Raw genomic sequence first — 19100 nt, 5'->3', positions numbered from 1 at the left:
CATAGATCTCATTTTTATCGTTTTACATCATCTCATTTATGAAAAAATTACTGAAATAACTTAGTAAATAATGTTAGTTATTGTCTCAAATTTTCTAGAAAATTTAGCCATTTTACTGCCAAGTCAATTTCGGTAAAAGGAATTTTTATGGGGAGTTTATCACCTGTAAAACTAAATTCTATAGTGGGATTTCCTTTTGTGGGTAAGGTATTGATGTCTACTGGAAAATCATTTACTAATAGACGAATGCCGGTGACATCTTCTAGAGAAAATGAAGGTAAGTTTTTTGGAAGTGATTGGGTTGGTTTTCCCCAAGTTATTTGTTTTTGTTTAACCCCAATGATGGCGTAAATATCATATTTTGATTGATCAAAATTTTCTGCCCATTGACGATACGCTTCAAGTTTTTGATATTCATTTTTACCACTCCAAGCTAACCAGAAGAAAATAATTAGTAAGGGTAGCCACAAAAGACCATGTTCCATATTAGTCATCTTTATTTTAAATTAAGTCTATTTTATCTAATCGGGGAACAAAAATAACTGCTGTTGCGGCTTTGATTAAACTAAATTCTAAGTTAACTACTTGTTATGATACTTTTTAATAAGTCTATATACGCATGGATAATTTCCTAAAATACTGAAATAATACAAAAAAAGACTATATCTATTTCAAAATTGATTAAACTTTAATAAAACAAAAAATGAGTTGTAATATGGTTTACCATGATAAATTTAAACTAGCTAAACTCATACCTCTCGTGAGAATTTCTGCTAAAGACAATACTTTTTAGGGCTGCTCACATTCGTCTAAATTTTAGTACGAGTTTAGGATATTTTATCTAAATAAGTTTTTTAAACTTTAAAGAACAATAACTCTTGATTAACCCTATTTTCATCTTCTTTGCCACAACAAATAGTCGTCTTATGATAAATTTTAATTTCATTGGCAACATTTTTACAGCTATTGTTAGCTGTAATTTCTATTACATGGGAGATAATCGCTTCATGATAAGTTCTTTTCCCTTGATTGGTAATGATTAGCTGACTTTCCTTATGATTTTTGCTGTTCTGAAAGTAGAACTTCTATATTTTTAGTTAATTCTGTGCCACTCTTGCCATAAACTATCTTAACAGTTTTGGTACCTGAATGTTTTTCAATTTTTGAACAATAGATCTCCTTGATGATGGATTTAAAAATCTAATATTTATCAAGGTTAACAGCCAGTTATACAACATTTTTCCCTAACCTTAGACCGCCGCGATCAAAGCAGTTTTTTCAAACCTTGTCGTGTGTTCTTGTCAGCAGAGAATATTGCCCCTGTAGTGGCTAAATCTGAACTGACTATCTTTTCGACTCTAATAGACAGGGCAACTTGAAAATGATTAAACCTCTTGCGATGACTGTAGAAAATTGCGCAGTTAATCAAATAGGGAAGCTAAACAGCAATGACAGATACCTAACACCTTTTTGAACTCGTGAAGGTTAAGAAAGTTTTTCCGTTGATCCGCATAGCTTTGGGTAAGTTCTTGGCAGTTACACTCGATTACACGGCTACATCTATGATCTCCTCATATTCAATTTTATATGGCGTTCACACATTTGTTTATAAGCATTGGTAATCGCATCTTGTATAGTGGTCACATTATCAACATCAAGATCTGCAAAAATGTCTTGCTATTTCACTTTTAATTCTACTGATTTGATCAAATTAAAGTAAGTATAGAAAAGAGTAGTCAACCCTATAGTAACTTTAACGACTTTTAGTTGTAACTATTGAATTATTTGACAAAGGGTGAGTTTTATGTCTCACTGATATCACACGTTTAACTACTTACTTCTTTGAAGTATAGGATAGAAATTAAAGCAACAGAAACTTGTAGCCTCCTCTGAAATTTTATGGCTAATCGTTCTCCATAACTACGATATTTTTGCGCTGAATAAGCTATTAATTAACTGAAACTTTATGGTATTTGTCATAACTAGCGAAGAGAATTACTTATTTTTTAGCATAAATTAAGATACTATTTTTTTCAAAATAAACTATTATTTTTAGTCTAAAAATAGCACAGGTTTCTAAAATAGAATTTGTCCATTAAAATAGACTATTTTATAAATATTTATTCTTAATTATTTAAACAAAATTTAACAGTTAGCTTATAACGCTAGGGCAGGTTAATTTTTTTTCTCTTATCTTTACTACCTTAATAGTTATCTAAATAACAGGGAATAATTATTGCAGGGATGCTTATCCGAAACATGTTCAAAAATATTGCCAAGTGATAACAAGTTTAAGCTAATTCCTTGACTATACTATCTTGGCAGAAGCTTTATACTCTATCATAGATTTTACCTTTGTAAATTCTCATTTAATTACTACCTATAATTTGATATTACGTAACCATAAAATAGTCCATAATTTAGTTCTAAATTTAGTAATCTAAAACGAAGGTATTCTCCCCCAATAAAAAGATTTTAATTTAGCTAAATATCATTTTGATTAGCAATTAAATTATTGATTTAATTGCTAAAAACATTGAACATTAACACAAGTAAATTTATGATTTATAGACAAAATATGAATAGCTTAAGTTATATGCGACTAAAACTAAATCTAAGCAGTTTAATTATTTGTTTTGGCAAAAGCATACTAATAGACTTAAAAAATATTGAGCAATAGATTAATAGAATTTTTATGTAATTTAACTTCCTAAAAATAAGTTAAATTGTTTGGTTACTTTCTAAAATTTTACCTAAAAAAATAAATTATTTTTGCAGCCAAGTTTTAATCAAACTATTCCTTATAGTAATTGAGGAATTGATAGTATTGATTATATTTCATTAACTGCTTTAATAATGGCTTTTAGTTAAAAAAGTGTTCTATTAATCATAAATTTAACTTTGATTAAGGTAACACCAACAAATTGTTTATTAAACATGAATTTTAAAGACGTTTAACACCATCTAAATTAATTTTTAAAACCCGCTACTATATTAACTTTTTTCAACTTTTATTTAAAGAGTTTTTTGCGACTCCCAAAAGTCTAGATTTTTCTCAACTTTGTCAAAATTATCAAATTTAATATCAAAAATCTAGTAACTGGCAATAACTAAAACAACTTCTCAATAAATTTCTTCATCAAGTGATTTTTTTTGTAGGAATAGAAACTAATTTTAAAAAATGTTTTATGGTTAAAAAATAAACTTAATAAATTAGTAAACAATTTAACCTAAAACAAAAAACAGAGCTCCTACCTACAAAAGTCTCTAGAAAAAACTCATGATGTAAGAGTCCATTTATAAACAAAACATTTAACCGTTGCGCAAGGTTATTTAGGTAATGACTAAATTATATAGCATAGTCATTAATAGGAGAATTAGCCGTATATCAAAAGTCAGAAGACTTTTAAGGTTTACCTAATAACCTTTAAGCAACATTTTGACAGATAGTAGTAGTAAGAGAGGGATCGTGATCAAGTAGATTAGGAAACCCTCGTTCGATAATTTTCACTTGAACTTGTTGAGCTTGCAAAGCAGTTTTCAATATAGCTAAAGCTTGTTCTGGATCACCTTGGCCACAGAAAAACAAATCGGCTGCAAAATAACCGTATTCAGGCCAAGTATGAACAGCAATATGGGACTCAGCTAAAGTTGCTGTGGCAGTAACACCGTGAGGACTAAAATGATGAACACATAAATCAATCAAGGTTGCCTCCCCTGCAGTAACTCCTTCTAAGAGTGCATGGCGAATTCGTTCGGGGTCGTTGAGGAGATCTGATGGTGCTTGCCAAGCGTCGACAATCAAATGAGTTCCCAATTTTGTCATTCTTGAATTTATCCCTAATGATTTACCCTTTCAAGATATCTAGATATAGCACAATTTAGCTGATAAGCTCAACCATTTATGGAAATATTTTCATAAGTTTGCTGACAATTAAGATTAATATCTAATCTAATAGAAGTTAAAACTAGTCTAGGCTACAACAAATATTTTAAGAAGGTTTTAATATAGAACTTAAGCAAATTGACATCATGACAGAGAAAATTTTAGTTAGTTTAAGTTTAGCTAGGCGAGAAAATAAAGCCATCAGAACAACTATTTACTTCTATAAAAAAGTTTTTGAAAGGTAATATTAGTAATCTAGATAATTTTACAATTTTATTTTTAATAAAAAAATTGTATTAAAGGATAATAGCTATTTCTTGAGCTTATTTTATATTTAGTCTCCTTTTACATTACTAATCATCAAGTAATAGTTTAGTTAATATTTGTTAATTCTTACTTTTATAAAAATGATTTTTGGATATTGTAGAGAATGTGAGTTTGACAAAAGTTCAGGAAAAGAAAAAAAACAGTAGCTCTACGCCAGAAACGATATTGTCATTCTGTTTTTTAAATTTTTGGAAAAAATGCTGTTTCCAAAGAAGAACAAGTGAATATTGTTATTATTGTAATCGCTTGTGTTTCCTCGGGATATTGAACCTTTTAAAAAATTTATACATTACAAATTCCTACTTATTGCAAAAAAATATGTCCTAATATCTAGTTAACTAGAATTGTTTTGTGAAATTTATGCCCGGGGTAATGATTTTACTGTACTGTTCTACTCCGATAGTGTTCTGTAATCAGTCTCGTAGCAGAGCACACCGAGTTTTTAAAAATTTAGTTGAATTAAATAAAATTCTGTTAGATGACATCAGGAATTTAAGAGGATATATTGCTAAATAATTATTTAAAAAGTTTTATGGGTAAGGAATTTAAGTAATTTCTTCTCATCGACGGTAGATGAAGTAAAAGTTAGTGAAACTAATTGATAGAATTGTTTTTCGTCAGCGTTCCTTGATTGAAAATAACCAATTTTAAAGTATCTCTCAGATCGAACATTTTAAAAATTGAAGTATTTTGAACTGTTTTGTGAACCTTCTTGTTCTACTAATTTCTCATACCTATTTACTGGAAAAACTGTATCTTGTATTTAGGGTTAAAAGGTTAGTTAGCTTTGTCTCCTGTCGTTTGCAGTTATTTTTTTTAAAAAAATCGTCAACATTGTCGTATTTTGACTTATATGTTGGGAATAATAATAATCTTTTTAAATCTCGTAGAACTTGCCTTAGAATAAGGTCAAAAGTTGTTCTTAGGGATAGTTTTAGTGGATGTTTCAGGTGGTGTTAGTTCTGGTTCACGTATTTCGGGAATGGGAAAGAAAAATAAAATTAAGGCCATCAAGGCAAGACTCCCTATTCCCAATGTAGCCGGGACTGCCCGTTGTCCTAACGGTTCATCGGGGGGACGATATCGTCGAGATATTGGGTGTAACTGCAAACTAAAATCAGGAAGTGTTCGACTATCAGCAAAAAACTGATCAAGACTTTCAACCAAATCGAATAATTGAACAGTGTTCAATTCCAACTCCACACAAGATTGACTCATCTGTGTACTAGGTTGCCATTTTAAGAGATGAAGATCAGTGCCTTCAATTTTTTCAAGGCGAATAAGATCTTCGTTTCCTTGAGTATCTTGGGGGTGAGGGATACTACTCAGATATTCTTGGGCGTAGGCACTGACTGTTTTGGCTAAATTTTCCAGAAACGTTCGTCCCCCCTGAAGTGTTTGGGAAGTTCCCACAAAACGACATTCAACATTGACTAAAATTGATAAAAGAGGGCGATTATCTTGAGAATCACTTCTAGTAAGATTATCACTCAACCCTTCTAATATTAAGGTACAATTAGGTAAGCTATATTGTCGTTTGATATTCATGCAACCTCTCCATCAAATAAACTAATCCAAAATCTTTGTATTCCAGTAGTTCCCGTACAAAATAAAAGTTGTTTTAATAAAAACAAAGCCAATTTATTTAATTCATCATTGGAAGTTATATAGACTGAAACTTTAGCGCGACGAGGATTCATCCGACTCTGAAAATGAGCGCGAAATTGGTCTAGATATTCCGCTAACAGAAAATGACAATTTAGTGGTAGTCCTTTTTGTCTCATCTGTTGTTCAGCTAACAAAAGTTGTCGAATCTGAACAGTTAGGGGTTTTGCTTGATGGCTGGCAATAATGACTAATGCTTTAGCTTGAATAAGAGTTAGGGTTTCACGAGTATAGGAACGCCGCAAAGGATTGGTACATCGCAACCGCCACAAAATAATTCGATTTCTAATAATCTCCTGAAATTGTAGTTGTTGAATGGTTTTGAGCATCTGTTCTGATGCTCCCCTTTCTAGGGCTTCTATCGCCAATAATAATAAGTCAATCCGTTGTTGAAGTCGCACAGCACATCGCTGGCCAGAGATAGGAAAATCCGGCAGGACATTTAAAATCACAGGTTTAAACTGAGTAGGAGAACTCGAATCAGACATTATACTAACAGTGGAATTCATCTTACAGAATAGCTTAGTGTTTTGATAATTGGTCCGTTGTCTGCTTTAACTATATCTGGCAAGAGAGACAATTAGTTGACTATTTACCTAATGGTTAGAATTGCACCAATATCAAAGGAACGAAGAATAATGCTTGATTCCAAGCAAAATCATCCATCACAGGTTCAACAATCTATATTTGGACAAAGAAATACAACCATCTTTCAGAAATTAGGTGAGTTAGATTTCGAGACAATCTAGATTTGTTATTCATTGAGATGATAGATTTTGAGGCGCAAAAATGCTGGATGACGTTGAATACCATCAATGACCTACACGAATTATGAAGAACAACGAAAAAAGATCATCAGATAGTTAACCAGAAATAACTGTTGCTTATTGCGGCGAGATCAATTTTTATCAAATGGATGTTGTTTCACTTAGTTCTGAAGAACTAAAAATTCTCTATTTTTGTTAAAATTAATCAGTAATAAAAGCATAAATCTTAAGTGAGAACTTCTACCGACAGTCTGTTAAAGTAATTTTTGACTTCTTACGAACAACTTTAAAATATAACTTATGGATCTTAAAGCGTTGATTAGGGATGTTCCCGACTTTCCTAAACCAGGGATTATGTTTCGAGATATTACCACTCTGCTCAGCAATCAGAAAGGATTGCGCTATACCATTGATACCTTATGCCAGAGATGTCAATATCAGGGTTTATTGCCTGATTATGTGGTGGGGATGGAATCTCGCGGTTTTTTGTTTGGAGTTCCTTTAGCTTACCAACTTGAGGCTGGTTTTGTCCCTGTTCGTAAACCTGGTAAGCTTCCGGCAGCAGTCTATCAAGTTGAGTACGATTTGGAGTATGGAACCAATAAACTCGAAATACACCAAGATGCTTTAGCTGATGATCATAGAGTACTTATTGTTGATGATTTGATTGCCACGGGAGGAACCGCTAGAGCAACAGTAGATTTGTTAGAGAAAATTGGTTGTGAGGTGTTGGGATTTGCTTTTATCATGGAGTTAAAAGCCCTAAAAGGTCGCCAAAAACTTCCTAATGTGCCAATTATTACCCTAGTAGATTATTAAGAAAATAATTCTCAGCTATATTTCCTCTTTAATTGAGATTAATCTTATGTTTTCTCTACAGAAATCTTTTAAAAATTTGGTTATTTACTATTTGTTTAACATGTTTATAATTGACAAAAATTTAAAATTAACAGTGTATAAATTTACTAACCTATGAATTCTTCCTCATCCTCTCAATCTAATAAATTTTTAATAAAACTAAAGAATTGGTTGACAAGTGACACTAATCTCTATGTTATAAAACGAATTATACAAGGACTTTTAACTTTACTTTTAGCTTCTTTTCTTAGTTTCCTTATCATTCAAATTGCTCCAGGAAATTATCTAGATACCCTCAAACAAAATCCCAATATCTCTGCAGAAACACTGGTTAGTTTAACCGAACGTTTTGGATTAGATAAACCTTGGTATGAGCAGTATAGCAAATGGTTATTTCAAGTTGTTACTTATCTTGATTTTGGAGAAAGTTTTGTCTTTAATCGCTCAGTTATTTCTCTCTTAAACGAACGAATTATAGCAACATTATTATTGAGCATAGCTTCAATTATGTTAACTTGGCTGATAGCCTTACCTCTTGGCATATTAAGTGCAGTCAAAAAAAATAGTTTGATTGATAAAATTCTGCGGGTAGTTAGTTATTTAGGACAAGGATTTCCCAGTTTTATTACGGCATTACTATTATTAATTTTCGCTCAAAATGTTTCTCCTATTTTACCTGTAGGGGATATGATAAGTTTGAATCATCCAGAATTATCTCCCATCGGGAAGATATTTGATATTGGATGGCACATGATTTTACCAACTGTTGCCTTAAGTATTACGAGTTTTGCCGGGCTAATGCGCTTGACGCGTGGGCAAATGTTGGATGTGATGCGACAAGATTATATTCAAACTGCACGAGCAAAAGGATTATCTGAAGATAAAGTTATTTATGTTCATGGATTACGCAATGCCATTAACCCCTTGATTACTTTACTGGGGTTCGAGTTTGCCAGTTTATTAGGGGGATCGTTTATTGCAGAATTTTTCTTTAACTGGCCAGGGTTAGGAACTTTAATTTTAGGAGCAGTTCAAGCACAAGATCTTTACCTAGTTATGGGAAGTTTAACGATGGGGGCAACTATGTTGATTGTGGGGAATTTGTTAGCAGATTTATTGCTCAAAGCAGTTGATCCTCGCATCAAACTAGACAATTTGCAATAAGGAAAAGTTTTTTCTTTTTGCGTGAACGAAGAGGTTTTAAACCAAAGGCAATCATTATCAATTATAAAAACTTATCCTTCTCTAAGGAGAACTTAAGTCGGTAGCCCCATTCTGCAATAAACTGCCTAAACTTTTGTCAATTTTACTGATCACAGTCTACAAGACTTAATTTAGTCATTAATGACAACTATGATCAAATCCAATGCAATAGAAATTGCTGCACCTGAATTATCTTAGTCTTTGCGACTTGCCTCCTATTCGAATCCTCGCTATCCTAACGCCATTATGATAAATTTTATCGTAGAGATTAAGAAGTTTGTCTCAGTGTTAGGAGGATACTGGCCTTGTTTCCGTTTTATAAAACAATTAAGGTCGAATATTATGATTGCCATGGACAATTACAGCAGCAGTAATTGACCGATTTTGTAACTAGAATCTTTCAACACGAGCTCGAGCACCTAAAGGGTTCGGTTTTTCTCAAGCAGATCTAAAGTTCTTAAGACTGGCACAATATCACTGATTAATCAATTTAAGAACCTTGAAAAAGGCTCTATTTAATCTAGAATCAGAATCAGATTTAACATGACGAACTCCTAGTGCATAGACCCGTTTGTCCACTAAATGGACTACAATCGTAATTGTTTTGGTTTCACTTTTAAAAATTAATTCCTGACTAGGATAGATATCCATCTGAATGGAACGTTCATCAGTTGGTTGGAATTTTTTTGGGGGAGCGACTTTATTTTGGAGCGCCTAGAAAAATATTGGTAGCTCTTTGCCTTGTTTTCAAGTGATGGAATCAGAATAAGCTATCACAGTGCAATGGCAATTGCCGTTTTGGGAAGTCAGGGAGCAAAAATTCACTGAACTGAGCTTTGTCTCTGATACAACATTTTCTTGAGCAAGAACGCCTGGAGGAATCCAAAAAGACACATTTCCCCGTTTGAAAATAATAAATTGCCAACTATTAGAAGTTTCTCTAGAGGGCACAACCCTATCGAGGGGAATTTAAAACATTAAGCGATCTTCTAAACTGAGACGACCGGTTTTAAAGAGACTCCGGAGTCCTTAGCCTGTAGAAGAATTATTCTGCGCAATTAGCAAAAAAGAAGAGCTTAAACCTACTTAACCCCCATAACCGCAAAGATAGTGATGGATAACTGACAACTTAGTATAATTTATTTCGCCTAATCAAAATACAAGTTGATGAAATTTGGCCTAGTTATACCGTCTTGTCTCGACATAATACTTTTTAGTTTGTCCTTGCCTACTTTCTGAGATTTTTTTAATTTTATGAAAAAGATAGGAAACATATCTGCTAGCCATCACTAATGCAAAAAGCTTAACTCAACAAATGAAGAGTATTGTTATAGTTGAATAGATAACGTTAACTTGTCATTCTTGACATTTAGCTCTTTTTTCAGTTGCTTAATTAAGACAAAAATCTGATATATCTATATCAATAATATTCTATGGATATTGAGTTCTATGGATATTGAGACTAACTTTTCTCTACACCACTATTATTTAGCGACGTTTTTGCCCATTGATAGTCTTTTTTCAACCCAAGGCATTATGGTGATGCTACTAGCATCCTATGGTTTAGCAATGTGGATGTTTCTCACCAGCGCACCCAAAGTTTATACTATTATGGTTTGTGATTTAGAGATAGCTCAACAATTTTATCAGGGCTTGCTAGAATTACCTGTCGCGGAAGTTCCCTTGCATTACTATTACAATTACGAACGGACTTTAGGGACAGAGGCACTTGATTCTTTTTATATGTCTACTACCTCTAGTCCAACAACAGCAACAGCTTTCAGAAATTCTGATGGACTTTGGTATCAATTAAAAAGAAACGCTCAGTTGCATATTATTGCTGGGGCTAGTTATGGACACAAAAACCGTCAACGTCATGTCTGTTTTGACCATGAATGTTTAGAAGACATTTTAATGCGAGTCCAATCGAGACGCTTAAAATACAAAATCCGTCGTAATCAACCTCTCAACTTTTTAGTTAAAGATATTGAAGAAAGAGTGATTGAAATGACTGAGGTCAATAATTAGTTGTTAAGAACATTAACAACTCCATGAAGACAAACACATTGACTAAAAAAAAGCTTTTTTTAATTTTTAAGTCCTCAGTTTTGATTGCTTACTGACAACAATTTTTTATCAGACAATCCATTAACGGTGATTATTTAACGGTTATTTTTTATGTAAACCTTTCCCATCCTTCCAAAATTCTTAATTTTGGAAGGATGGGAAAGGTCTACTTTTGGGTAGTCTAACAAAACAATTTCCTGATCTGAAAGGATTTAGTCTAAACTTATCTCCCATATATTATTGATTGTCAGAATAAGTCCGCCAAAATAGGAAAGATTATCCTTATTTAATTTATTTTTAGGAAAATGTAGAATTTCTTCAGTATGCTGACGATCAGTCTGGTGTGGTGTTTAATACCATTAGCTTTCTTTGCTATTTAAATTCTCAAGCAGTATTTGCTGAAGTGAGTTGAGTGTTGTTTTCCCAAGAGCCTTTTACAGGGTAAATTATAACGTACGTCCTGTTCGTTTTATTTTCTTTTTCTCAGGAAGAATTCACTTTTATAGTCGCCAGCAACGAGAGTAATTGTGACAATAAGCGGGGTCAAATTGCCTGAAACATTAGGATCTATTTGGGCGAGTGGTTATGAGTATATGTTGTGAGTATTGTTCAGTAAAACTGCCTGAACTTTAAAGTTAAGATTTAAATCTTTCTCTCAACGGGAAGGATTCCCTTATAATCAATAAAGGAGTTTTTTTAGGACTGCAATGGCACTGCTAACCATCGGAAAAGGATTGCTACGCGCTTTAGAGACTGGAAAAGGATTAACTCACGCTCTAGAAAGCTCAGGCGCATTAGCAGTATATGCCCCCCTAGAGGGTGGCTTTGAAGGGCGTTATCAACGACGTTTACGAGCCAATGGCTATAATAGCCTTTCTTTAACAGCCAAGGGACTTGGCGATGTTAGTGCCTATTTGATGGGCATTCATGGAGTTCGCCCTCCCCATTTGGGTAAAAAGAATATTGGACAAGATGCGGCTGTTGGCTCTATCTATTTTGTTCCTCCCATTGCCGCGTATCAACTAGAAAACTTACCAACTAAGTCTAAGGGATTAATATTATGGATTTTAGAGGGATATATTCTATCCAAAACCGAATTGGAATATCTCGCTAATTTACCCTCTATTGAACCTCGGATTAAGGTCATTGTGGAAATGGGAGGAGAACGTTATTTTCGTTGGAAAACCTTGTCAGATGCCATTAAAGCGATTTAGTCAAGGACTTGTTCTTCAAGGTCTGGAAAAGTTCTAACCAAGACCTTGACAAGTATTTAATATTTATGTTAATCTTACCTAGATAAGTTGCGGTAAATTGCAACTAACCTGCGGGTGTAGTTTAGTGGTAAAACCTTAGCCTTCCAAGCTAATGATAGGGGTTCGATTCCCCTCACCCGCTTTGATTGAGTAGCAAAAATAGCGTTCGAAGCTTCTTACTATCTCGGGGTTGTTGTCTAGAGTATTAATAATTTTGTAAGTTGGGTTGAATGACGGAGTTCAAGACAGTTGTCTCGGTCAGGATGTCTAAATAATAACTTTAATGTAAATTAATTCACAACCCGAGATTTATTAATAAAATCTTCTAGAGATTTACTGAGATCATTTTATAGGAGTGAAGTATGGGTTACTTAGTATATGCAATGACATTTGTGGAATAATTTATCCTTTTAAGATGAATTTCAATAATTATTTGTACAAGTATTTTATCTTTAAAATCTTCTACCAGAAGATATTATTGTTATAATTGTCTGGTCATTGTAATTAATTTTTACTTATGTCTAAAAAGACTTAGATATTTTCTACTGTTATTTAGACTTAGTAATAGTTAAAAATCTATTGTTATCATCTTTCATTAAAGAAACATCATTTAAGTCAACATATTGAAGACTTTCGGGATTATAGGTAAATAAATAGCTAAAGGTAACGTTAAAAATATAAATTATTCTTTGTTGCTATCGTTAAGTAATTCAAGTTAACTTTATATTGTTTCGACTGATATCTCTTAGAGTAATTCTTTTGAGTAAAACTTTATTTGACTATCTTAGCTCAATAATAATTATCTTTAAATATTTTTTTGGCAATTTTATAAGCTTTTATTTGATCCTCTTTCCTTTTTGTTGAATTTACTTTCGGACAATGAGTTAGTCTAAAAAATAGATATAATCCTTTCTCTTCTCATTGTTTCTATTCGACTTTAACTAAACTATTTATATGTACTGGATCATTATCAATGAATAATCACCTTATCTGTACTTTTATCCTTACGCTATTTTGAGTTTCATCTGTCTCTATTATCTAAAGTCTTTCTTATTTTTTTTAGTACATGAACAATTTTTGTTACTTTCCATTTCCAGCCCTTTCTAGAAGAATCTTACCGATTCTTCTAGAAGTTAATTTTGCCTTTCTTTTTTTTATCTTAAATGATCGCTTTATCCACTCCTTTGATGGAGTTTCCTTCAATAGTTTTGGGATAGATGTATCTAGAATTAGCATCTAGGGTATTCCTGAACAACAACATTCTAAAATTTATACAATACGAGGATAGTTAAACTTGACTTTATCTAATAAAAGAATTATCGAAGTTAAATATTGTTTGAGAGAGGTTGAGGATAAATGTCTTAATCCTCATTTAGCAAATATTTATCAGAAAAAATATCAAGCAATTCAAAATAACCAACAGAAAAAATTGCCAACACACTCTAGTCGCCTAAAAACAAACTAGACTCGACTGGCCTTTTCTGCGTAACACCTTGATTATTGTCTAAAGATATAAAAAATTATTTCCAATAAATCTGCAGTTTATTGGGATCAATTAAAGAGCTATTCTCTTGCATCATTTGTCTGACTTGATGTGGATCGAAACTCCGGCTGAAATCCTTTCTCAACTCTCCCACCCGTCTTTCTGTTTCTTGGACTTGAGTTCGAACTTCCTTTAGTTTTTCCTGTTGTAAAAACTGATAAGGAAGCAGCCTTAGCAAAGTAAAAGCTGCAAGAATTGACAAAGTTCCATTAACGATCAGTTTAACTTTAATTTCGGTAGTCATCCATTGACCCTGAAGATAAATTTCTTTCTGAGTCGGTTTGCAACGACGTCGGCGGACAGAAGAGAAATTGGGACTCCGATGAGTTTCTAAAATTTGAGGTGCAGCCATAAGCATTAAACTGTGTGAGGAAGAATCATCAATAAAAAACTCTGGACAGTAATCAGTCAACAAATGTGCTAACAATTAGTTTTGTAGACTGCTCACACGGTTTTTCAAACGATAAGAATAAAGAAAAATTATTCTTGAATTTAACTATCAACGATGAGCAGCTGACTATTTTATAAAACGAATATTTTACTTACAAAGTTCCATAGATAGGTGAAAAGTAAGAAGTCTAGGAACCAAAGCAATTATTAAAGCAACAACTTGGAGCTCCGATATGGGCATGGGAAATAAACTCCTTGTTAACTACTGTCCACACATTTTGGTGTGTTACTATCCAGTTCTGAACTAAGCCTACCATCTCTGGAGAAGAAACTAAAAAACTTAAGGCATTTCTTGCAAAATGTTGTTACAAACATTAACAAAGTCAACGAATAACCCCTAAATAAAACCTTAAGGCAACCATTGTGGTTTGAACCCGATTTCTAGTTCTTCTGGTTTAATTTTAAGAGTTTTGTCTGATTCTTTTAACTCAGGCAGTGGAAGTAACCACACTTGTCCATCAACAATTGCCTGTTGTTCTGAGGTAATTAAATCATCAGTTGACTTGGGAACCCTTGTCGCCACTTGATCGAATAATAAAGCGACTCCATCAGGAGACATACTTAGTTGGACATCCCGATAGTTGGGTAAAGCAAGTAGAGGAAAATCTACCTTTTTTTCCACATCAATTACTGAAAGAAAAGGTTCTTCACGGTATTTACCTTGTTTATCCTCAACTAAGTCAGTTTTAAGACAATAAAGCAATTTTTCTTCTCTAGGTTCAAACTCACAGTCAATAATTGGATAAAGGGTACGGAATAACTCTTGCTTTTTTTTATTTCGATTGATAATTATCAGTGATTGCGTATAATCTCGATTATCTCTAACCAGAAGTATCTGCTTCCCATCGGCAGAAAATCCTAGACTTTTTTCATACCCTGTTAAAAATTCTGACGATCCCCCATCAGAAGTCAAAGGAACTATTCCCACCCCACCTCGTTGAGAGATAACCACACGCTTACCATCAGGGGAAATAACAAAATCTCCTCCAGGAACTCCTAATGGTCTGGGGTCTTGCCCGTCAAAAACCGTCCATAACCCTGAATCAGCTGGGTTTTTATGATTAATTCGCCAAATGACAATACTTTGACCATTGCGCGACAGATCGAAACTCAAATTTTGATAGTCTTTTCTATCAAGGATGCGTTTGAGTCTCCCAGCTCGTGGTATTTCAACACCATTAGGAGAGACTTGTAAACCAGTGGTGACCGTGTATAACTGCTGGTTGACTAATGTTTTACCCCTGAGACTAGGTTCATAAGCGCTAAACAGAATTTTATTACCATTGGGATAAATTCTAAAATTTGTGACAATTAAGTCTAGAGGGGTTAGAATTGTTTTTTTCGGCTGATTAGCATCAGTAATGTTATAAAGAATTAGCTGCCCTCGTTCTTCTTTAGTAACGCCAATATAAGCAAAGGTACGATCACGAGTGCTAAATAAACTAACAAATGATTCAATCGGTTTCTGATCATAAGTTCTGTGAGCATTTTGCAATTTAATTTGATAATTTGTCCCGTAAATTGGGGGATCATCTAAAGTATAAATTAATTGGCGTCCTTGCCAGCTAATTTTCCCAGGAAGGGGAGGATCAATAGATAGATATTTTTTAACACTATCTTTATCGACAGGACGGTTGAAAGTTATTCTAAAAGCTTTATCTTGTAGCCCAATTTTTTTCCCGTTCCAACTAAAATAACTGACCCGCAAGGGAATTTGTTCTCCTCTCACTAACACTACTCCTAGTGCCAAACTGAGAATAACAATACATCCTAGAGCGATCCAATCGAACAATTTGAATTGTCTGAGTAAAGATTGAGTTTTTTTTGATGAATTTGTCATGATGCTGATAAAGATTATTATAAGTACAGGCTAGACATAGAACCTTTTCAAGGTGGTTTTCGTTAGAGAAACTCTAATTATCTAATAATCGTCTAAAATTTCTGCAATACTTTTCTTGCCCATCAATTGTCACCCGTTGTTCATCTTTTAAGAGTTAAGTAGCATAGGAAATGTCTATAACTGCAGGAATATCATATTCACTTGCTACAATTGCACTATGATACGAAGCTCTTTCTACTTCTGAAATGATACCATCAGCACGGGTGAGTAAAGGATCTCATCTTGAATCAGTATGGGAAACAGCCATAAGTGTTTTGACTCTAATGATAGGAAAAAATTGCGGATTTCTCAGAATTTTAATTTATTACTTAATTTTTACAAAACTAGTACCAATACTATAGAATTGCTGTTTTATTCTTAAATATGAGAACTTAAATAATATTAAAATTGTAGTTACAATTTTATATACAACACAGAAAAAATTTTTATCTCTTTATTTTTTTAGAACTATAAATATCACTCTAATAAAAAAAATATTAGTAGCTTCTAATAGTCAATTTTGTCTAGATTAACTTTATCCTGAGTATAAAAGAGTCCATCACAACTGTAATAACCATGATTTTTTTCCATCATAATTCTATTCTAGATTTTGAGGAGTTCCATGATATAAATCTTCTAGGTCCCTAGCTAAAGTGACAAATTTTCCAAAAAATAACTGGGGACATCTCTGGAAGACTTAGCTGGTAAACCTAAGAGAAACGATAAACTTAAAAACATCTCCTAGATTGAACATTCGGAAAATTTAAGTATTTGTAACTGCTTTTTTAACTTTTTCGCTCGACCAGTTGCTTATACCTACTTACGCGAAAACCATTGTTTTTATTTAAGATAAAAACTATCGAACTCAAATTTCATAGGGGTTAATAGCTATTGACCCCTATGAAATTTGTAGCTAAAACTTAGAAAGTTTGTATCAAATGTCTCAGCTATCTCTTGACCTTTTATCAAAAAGCATAGAGAATTGAGTCTGATACTGAGAATTAAAACCCCATCGCCTCAGCGACAAGAGGTAATTGGGGCTTAACTCCTGATTTTACCTGATTGTTGCTATAGTTAATCGCACAGTCAGGATCTTTAAGTCCGTTGCCTGTTAACACACAAACCACCGTTGCTTCACTAGGAACTTTATCTTTGACTTTTAATAATCCTGCCACAGAAGCGGCACTGGCCGGTTCACAGAAAATCCCTTCTTTAGAAGCTAATAAGCGATAAGCTTCTAGAATTTCCTGGTCGGTGACAGCGTTGAACTCTCCAAGACTAGCTTCTTTAACTGCCCAAGCTTTATCCCAGTTAGCCGGGTTTCCAATACGAATAGCTGTTGCAAGAGTTTCAGGTGATCTAATTGGTTGACCATTAATGAATGGTGCAGACCCTGCAGCTTGAAACCCCATCATTTTTGGTAGGTGATCGCATTTTCCCAAACTATGATATTGACAAAAGCCCATCCAATAAGCACTAATATTCCCTGCATTGCCCACAGGAATACATAACCAGTCAGGGGCATTTCCTAAACAATCTACCACTTCGAAAGCTGCGGTTTTTTGCCCTTCTAAACGATAGGGGTTAATAGAATTAACCAGAGTAATGGGATAATTTTCGGCTATTTCTTGGACGATGGTTAAAGCATCGTCAAAATTCCCTTCAATAGCAATCGCCTCTGCCCCATAAAGCAAGGCCTGCGCTAACTTTCCTAGGGCAACATAGCCATCAGGAATGATGACAAATGCTTGCATATTACCCCGTCTAGCATAGGCAGCCGCTGCTGCTGAAGTGTTCCCCGTACTAGCACAAACTACCGCTTTGGCTCCATTTTCAGCAGCTTTGGAAATCGCCATGGTCATGCCCCGATCTTTGAAACTTCCTGTAGGGTTCAACCCATCATATTTAACCAATACTTTGACTCCGCGCCCAATTTGTCGGGAAATATGGGGAACTGGAATCAGAGGAGTATTTCCTTCTAGAAGGGTTATAATTGGGGTTGCTTCGCTTACAGGGAGATAGGGGCGATAGGTTTCAATTAACCCCGGCCAGGGTTGGCAGTTTGTAGGGGGAAGAGTTGGAACTTCCGAAAATTGAGTTTGAGCGGTTTGTGGCGTTAGATAATCAACTTTCATGGATAAGTTAACTTTGAGGGTTGGTTGCCTTTACTAGTTTCTAGGAGGATTATTCCTCATGATTTTAGCTCGGTCAGGTAAATCAGGATATCACTCTTTTTACCCCATTCAATAACAGATAAACAAGTTTCTAGGTATTTAGTTTTGACTAACAACAAGTTTGAGGAGTCCACAAATATAAGTTGGTTACCCTAGCCATAATCCAGAGAGGTTTGTTTTATTGTTAACAGCCCTATCTGCGATAAATTTCGACTAATCCCATAAATGGTCGGACTTCACTTACACTATCAACTTGGTCAGGAGAGTTGACTAGATTTGTTACTTCAGCTCTTCTATACCAAAGATAATAAGACAAGTCAGTGGTCAAAAAACCGATTAGTCCAGAAGAATAATCAATCTTAACCTTACTAAGTTTCAACGAGTACGGGACTGGAGGGACTCGAACCCCCGACCTCGTGGTTCGTAGCCACGCGCTCTAATCCACTAAGCTACAGTCCCATGTCTTTCTCAACAGTTAACTATCCTAGCACAACTTTTATCAATTGCACAAGGTGACAATGTTAAAAGTCGCGAGTCCCAGGGAAACAAAAGCAGTTGAGCTCCATAAATACCTAATTTCAGAGTCCAAAGTAACATAAAGATTTAGTCTTAAGCTTTCCAAACGACTAAAATAACTCCACAAATAATAAATCCTAACCCACAGGCACGATAGACAGGGATTGACTCTTGAAAGAAGAAATAGCCAATTAAAACCGAAAAAATATAAATTAACGCTGCAGAAGGCCCAGCGATACTTAGTTGAACACGGGTTAATAAAAGAATATAAGCGATCGCTCCTAGCCCATAACAGGATAATCCAGCCAATAATTCTGGGGTCATGACGATATTTAGAATATGACTAACCACATTATCTGCATTGACTTTACCTAGCTTAGTTGCCCCTAGCTTTAGCAATAATTGCCCCATGGTACTCGTTAGCACTGAAAATAACAATAGACACAATTCCTTATAGGTCACAACGGCGATTCCATCCGGATTATATATATAATTTAAGTCAGTATACAGTA

At 34.1% G+C, this 19100-nt stretch carries 14 protein-coding genes, 2 tRNA genes and 1 pseudogene; 5 read left to right on the top strand and 12 right to left on the bottom strand.

Going from position 1 to position 19100, the window contains the following annotated elements:
- Positions 1–77: 77 nt before the first annotated feature.
- The 5 genes from P3F56_RS01340 to P3F56_RS01325 form a co-directional block, all read right to left on the bottom strand.
- On the bottom strand, positions 78–485 hold the full coding sequence (locus tag P3F56_RS01340; RefSeq protein ID WP_281153669.1) for a hypothetical protein: 408 nt from the start codon (positions 483–485) through the stop codon (positions 78–80).
- Positions 486–1264: 779 nt separating this feature from the next.
- Positions 1265–1429 (bottom strand): PEP/pyruvate-binding domain-containing protein, encoded by a 165-nt coding sequence (locus tag P3F56_RS10380; protein ID WP_405054759.1) that lies wholly within the window; start codon positions 1427–1429, stop codon positions 1265–1267.
- Between the two features lie 1998 nt (positions 1430–3427).
- Positions 3428–3826, bottom strand: a complete 399-nt coding sequence (gene speD / locus P3F56_RS01335; RefSeq protein WP_281152975.1) for an adenosylmethionine decarboxylase — start codon at positions 3824–3826, stop codon at positions 3428–3430.
- A 1296-nt stretch (positions 3827–5122) separates the two neighbouring features.
- On the bottom strand, positions 5123–5761 hold the full coding sequence (locus P3F56_RS01330) for a DUF4335 domain-containing protein (protein WP_281152974.1): 639 nt from the start codon (positions 5759–5761) through the stop codon (positions 5123–5125).
- Positions 5758–6387, bottom strand: coding sequence for a DUF3038 domain-containing protein (locus P3F56_RS01325; protein WP_281152973.1), 630 nt, complete (start codon positions 6385–6387; stop codon positions 5758–5760). The genes P3F56_RS01330 and P3F56_RS01325 overlap by 4 nt, the downstream gene beginning before the upstream one ends.
- A gap of 558 nt (positions 6388–6945) precedes the next feature.
- Between P3F56_RS01325 and P3F56_RS01320 the strand changes: the two genes are divergently transcribed.
- Both P3F56_RS01320 and P3F56_RS01315 read left to right on the top strand, forming a co-directional pair.
- Positions 6946–7464, top strand: coding sequence for an adenine phosphoribosyltransferase (locus P3F56_RS01320; protein WP_281152972.1), 519 nt, complete (start codon positions 6946–6948; stop codon positions 7462–7464).
- A 153-nt stretch (positions 7465–7617) separates the two neighbouring features.
- Positions 7618–8667: an ABC transporter permease gene (locus P3F56_RS01315; RefSeq protein WP_281152971.1), complete on the top strand. Its 1050-nt coding sequence runs from the start codon at positions 7618–7620 to the stop codon at positions 8665–8667.
- A gap of 786 nt (positions 8668–9453) precedes the next feature.
- Here the strand turns inward: P3F56_RS01315 and P3F56_RS01310 are convergent.
- Positions 9454–9657 (bottom strand): hypothetical protein, encoded by a 204-nt coding sequence (locus P3F56_RS01310; RefSeq protein ID WP_281152970.1) that lies wholly within the window; start codon positions 9655–9657, stop codon positions 9454–9456.
- Between the two features lie 498 nt (positions 9658–10155).
- On the opposite strand from P3F56_RS01310, the gene P3F56_RS01305 reads away from it, so the two are divergent.
- From P3F56_RS01305 to P3F56_RS01295, 3 genes are all read left to right on the top strand, one after another.
- Positions 10156–10734 carry a glyoxalase-like domain protein gene (locus P3F56_RS01305; protein WP_281152969.1) on the top strand — a complete coding sequence of 193 codons (579 nt, stop codon included), beginning with the start codon at positions 10156–10158 and terminating at the stop codon, positions 10732–10734.
- A 746-nt stretch (positions 10735–11480) separates the two neighbouring features.
- Positions 11481–11987: an NAD(P)H-quinone oxidoreductase subunit N gene (ndhN, locus tag P3F56_RS01300; protein WP_281152968.1), complete on the top strand. Its 507-nt coding sequence runs from the start codon at positions 11481–11483 to the stop codon at positions 11985–11987.
- Between the two features lie 110 nt (positions 11988–12097).
- Positions 12098–12168 (top strand) — tRNA-Gly (locus P3F56_RS01295).
- A 1378-nt stretch (positions 12169–13546) separates the two neighbouring features.
- On the opposite strand, the gene P3F56_RS01290 is transcribed toward P3F56_RS01295, so the two are convergent.
- From P3F56_RS01290 to P3F56_RS01270, 6 genes and pseudogenes are all read right to left on the bottom strand, one after another.
- Positions 13547–13921, bottom strand: coding sequence for a slr1601 family putative cell division protein (locus P3F56_RS01290; RefSeq protein ID WP_281152967.1), 375 nt, complete (start codon positions 13919–13921; stop codon positions 13547–13549).
- Positions 13922–14368: 447 nt separating this feature from the next.
- A complete protein-coding gene (locus P3F56_RS01285) occupies positions 14369–15859 on the bottom strand; it encodes an Ig-like domain-containing protein (RefSeq protein WP_281152966.1) in 1491 nt (496 codons plus the stop codon).
- 154 nt (positions 15860–16013) lie between these two features.
- Positions 16014–16118 (bottom strand): annotated as a pseudogene (locus tag P3F56_RS10375) (PEP-utilizing enzyme); the annotation flags it as partial.
- Positions 16119–16899: 781 nt separating this feature from the next.
- Positions 16900–18033: a threonine synthase gene (gene thrC, locus P3F56_RS01280; RefSeq protein ID WP_281152965.1), complete on the bottom strand. Its 1134-nt coding sequence runs from the start codon at positions 18031–18033 to the stop codon at positions 16900–16902.
- A gap of 424 nt (positions 18034–18457) precedes the next feature.
- Positions 18458–18531 (bottom strand) — tRNA-Arg (locus P3F56_RS01275).
- Between the two features lie 150 nt (positions 18532–18681).
- Complete coding sequence (locus P3F56_RS01270; protein ID WP_281152964.1) at positions 18682–19050, bottom strand: EamA family transporter; 369 nt, start codon at positions 19048–19050, stop codon at positions 18682–18684.
- Between the last annotated feature and the right edge of the window lie 50 nt (positions 19051–19100).

Origin of the sequence: cyanobacterium endosymbiont of Epithemia clementina EcSB, from assembly GCF_029919255.1 — a bacterium.
Classification (GTDB): domain Bacteria; phylum Cyanobacteriota; class Cyanobacteriia; order Cyanobacteriales; family Microcystaceae; genus Rippkaea.
Note: the sequence above shows the minus strand (reverse complement) of the source record. Positions and strands in the feature narration are given on the sequence as shown.

What these genes read in the sequence shown, in the direction of transcription:
- P3F56_RS01330 (WP_281152974.1), bottom strand. Translation starts at nt 5,761, where the DNA reads ATGAATATCAAACGACAATATAGCTTACCTAATTGTACCTTAATATTA.
- P3F56_RS01315 (WP_281152971.1), top strand. Translation starts at nt 7,618, where the DNA reads ATGAATTCTTCCTCATCCTCTCAATCTAATAAATTTTTAATAAAACTA.
- speD (WP_281152975.1), bottom strand. Translation starts at nt 3,826, where the DNA reads ATGACAAAATTGGGAACTCATTTGATTGTCGACGCTTGGCAAGCACCA.
- P3F56_RS01305 (WP_281152969.1), top strand. Translation starts at nt 10,156, where the DNA reads ATGGATATTGAGACTAACTTTTCTCTACACCACTATTATTTAGCGACG.
- P3F56_RS01290 (WP_281152967.1), bottom strand. Translation starts at nt 13,921, where the DNA reads ATGGCTGCACCTCAAATTTTAGAAACTCATCGGAGTCCCAATTTCTCT.
- P3F56_RS01320 (WP_281152972.1), top strand. Translation starts at nt 6,946, where the DNA reads ATGGATCTTAAAGCGTTGATTAGGGATGTTCCCGACTTTCCTAAACCA.
- P3F56_RS01285 (WP_281152966.1), bottom strand. Translation starts at nt 15,859, where the DNA reads ATGACAAATTCATCAAAAAAAACTCAATCTTTACTCAGACAATTCAAA.
- ndhN (WP_281152968.1), top strand. Translation starts at nt 11,481, where the DNA reads ATGGCACTGCTAACCATCGGAAAAGGATTGCTACGCGCTTTAGAGACT.
- P3F56_RS01325 (WP_281152973.1), bottom strand. Translation starts at nt 6,387, where the DNA reads ATGAATTCCACTGTTAGTATAATGTCTGATTCGAGTTCTCCTACTCAG.
- P3F56_RS01340 (WP_281153669.1), bottom strand. Translation starts at nt 485, where the DNA reads ATGGAACATGGTCTTTTGTGGCTACCCTTACTAATTATTTTCTTCTGG.
- thrC (WP_281152965.1), bottom strand. Translation starts at nt 18,033, where the DNA reads ATGAAAGTTGATTATCTAACGCCACAAACCGCTCAAACTCAATTTTCG.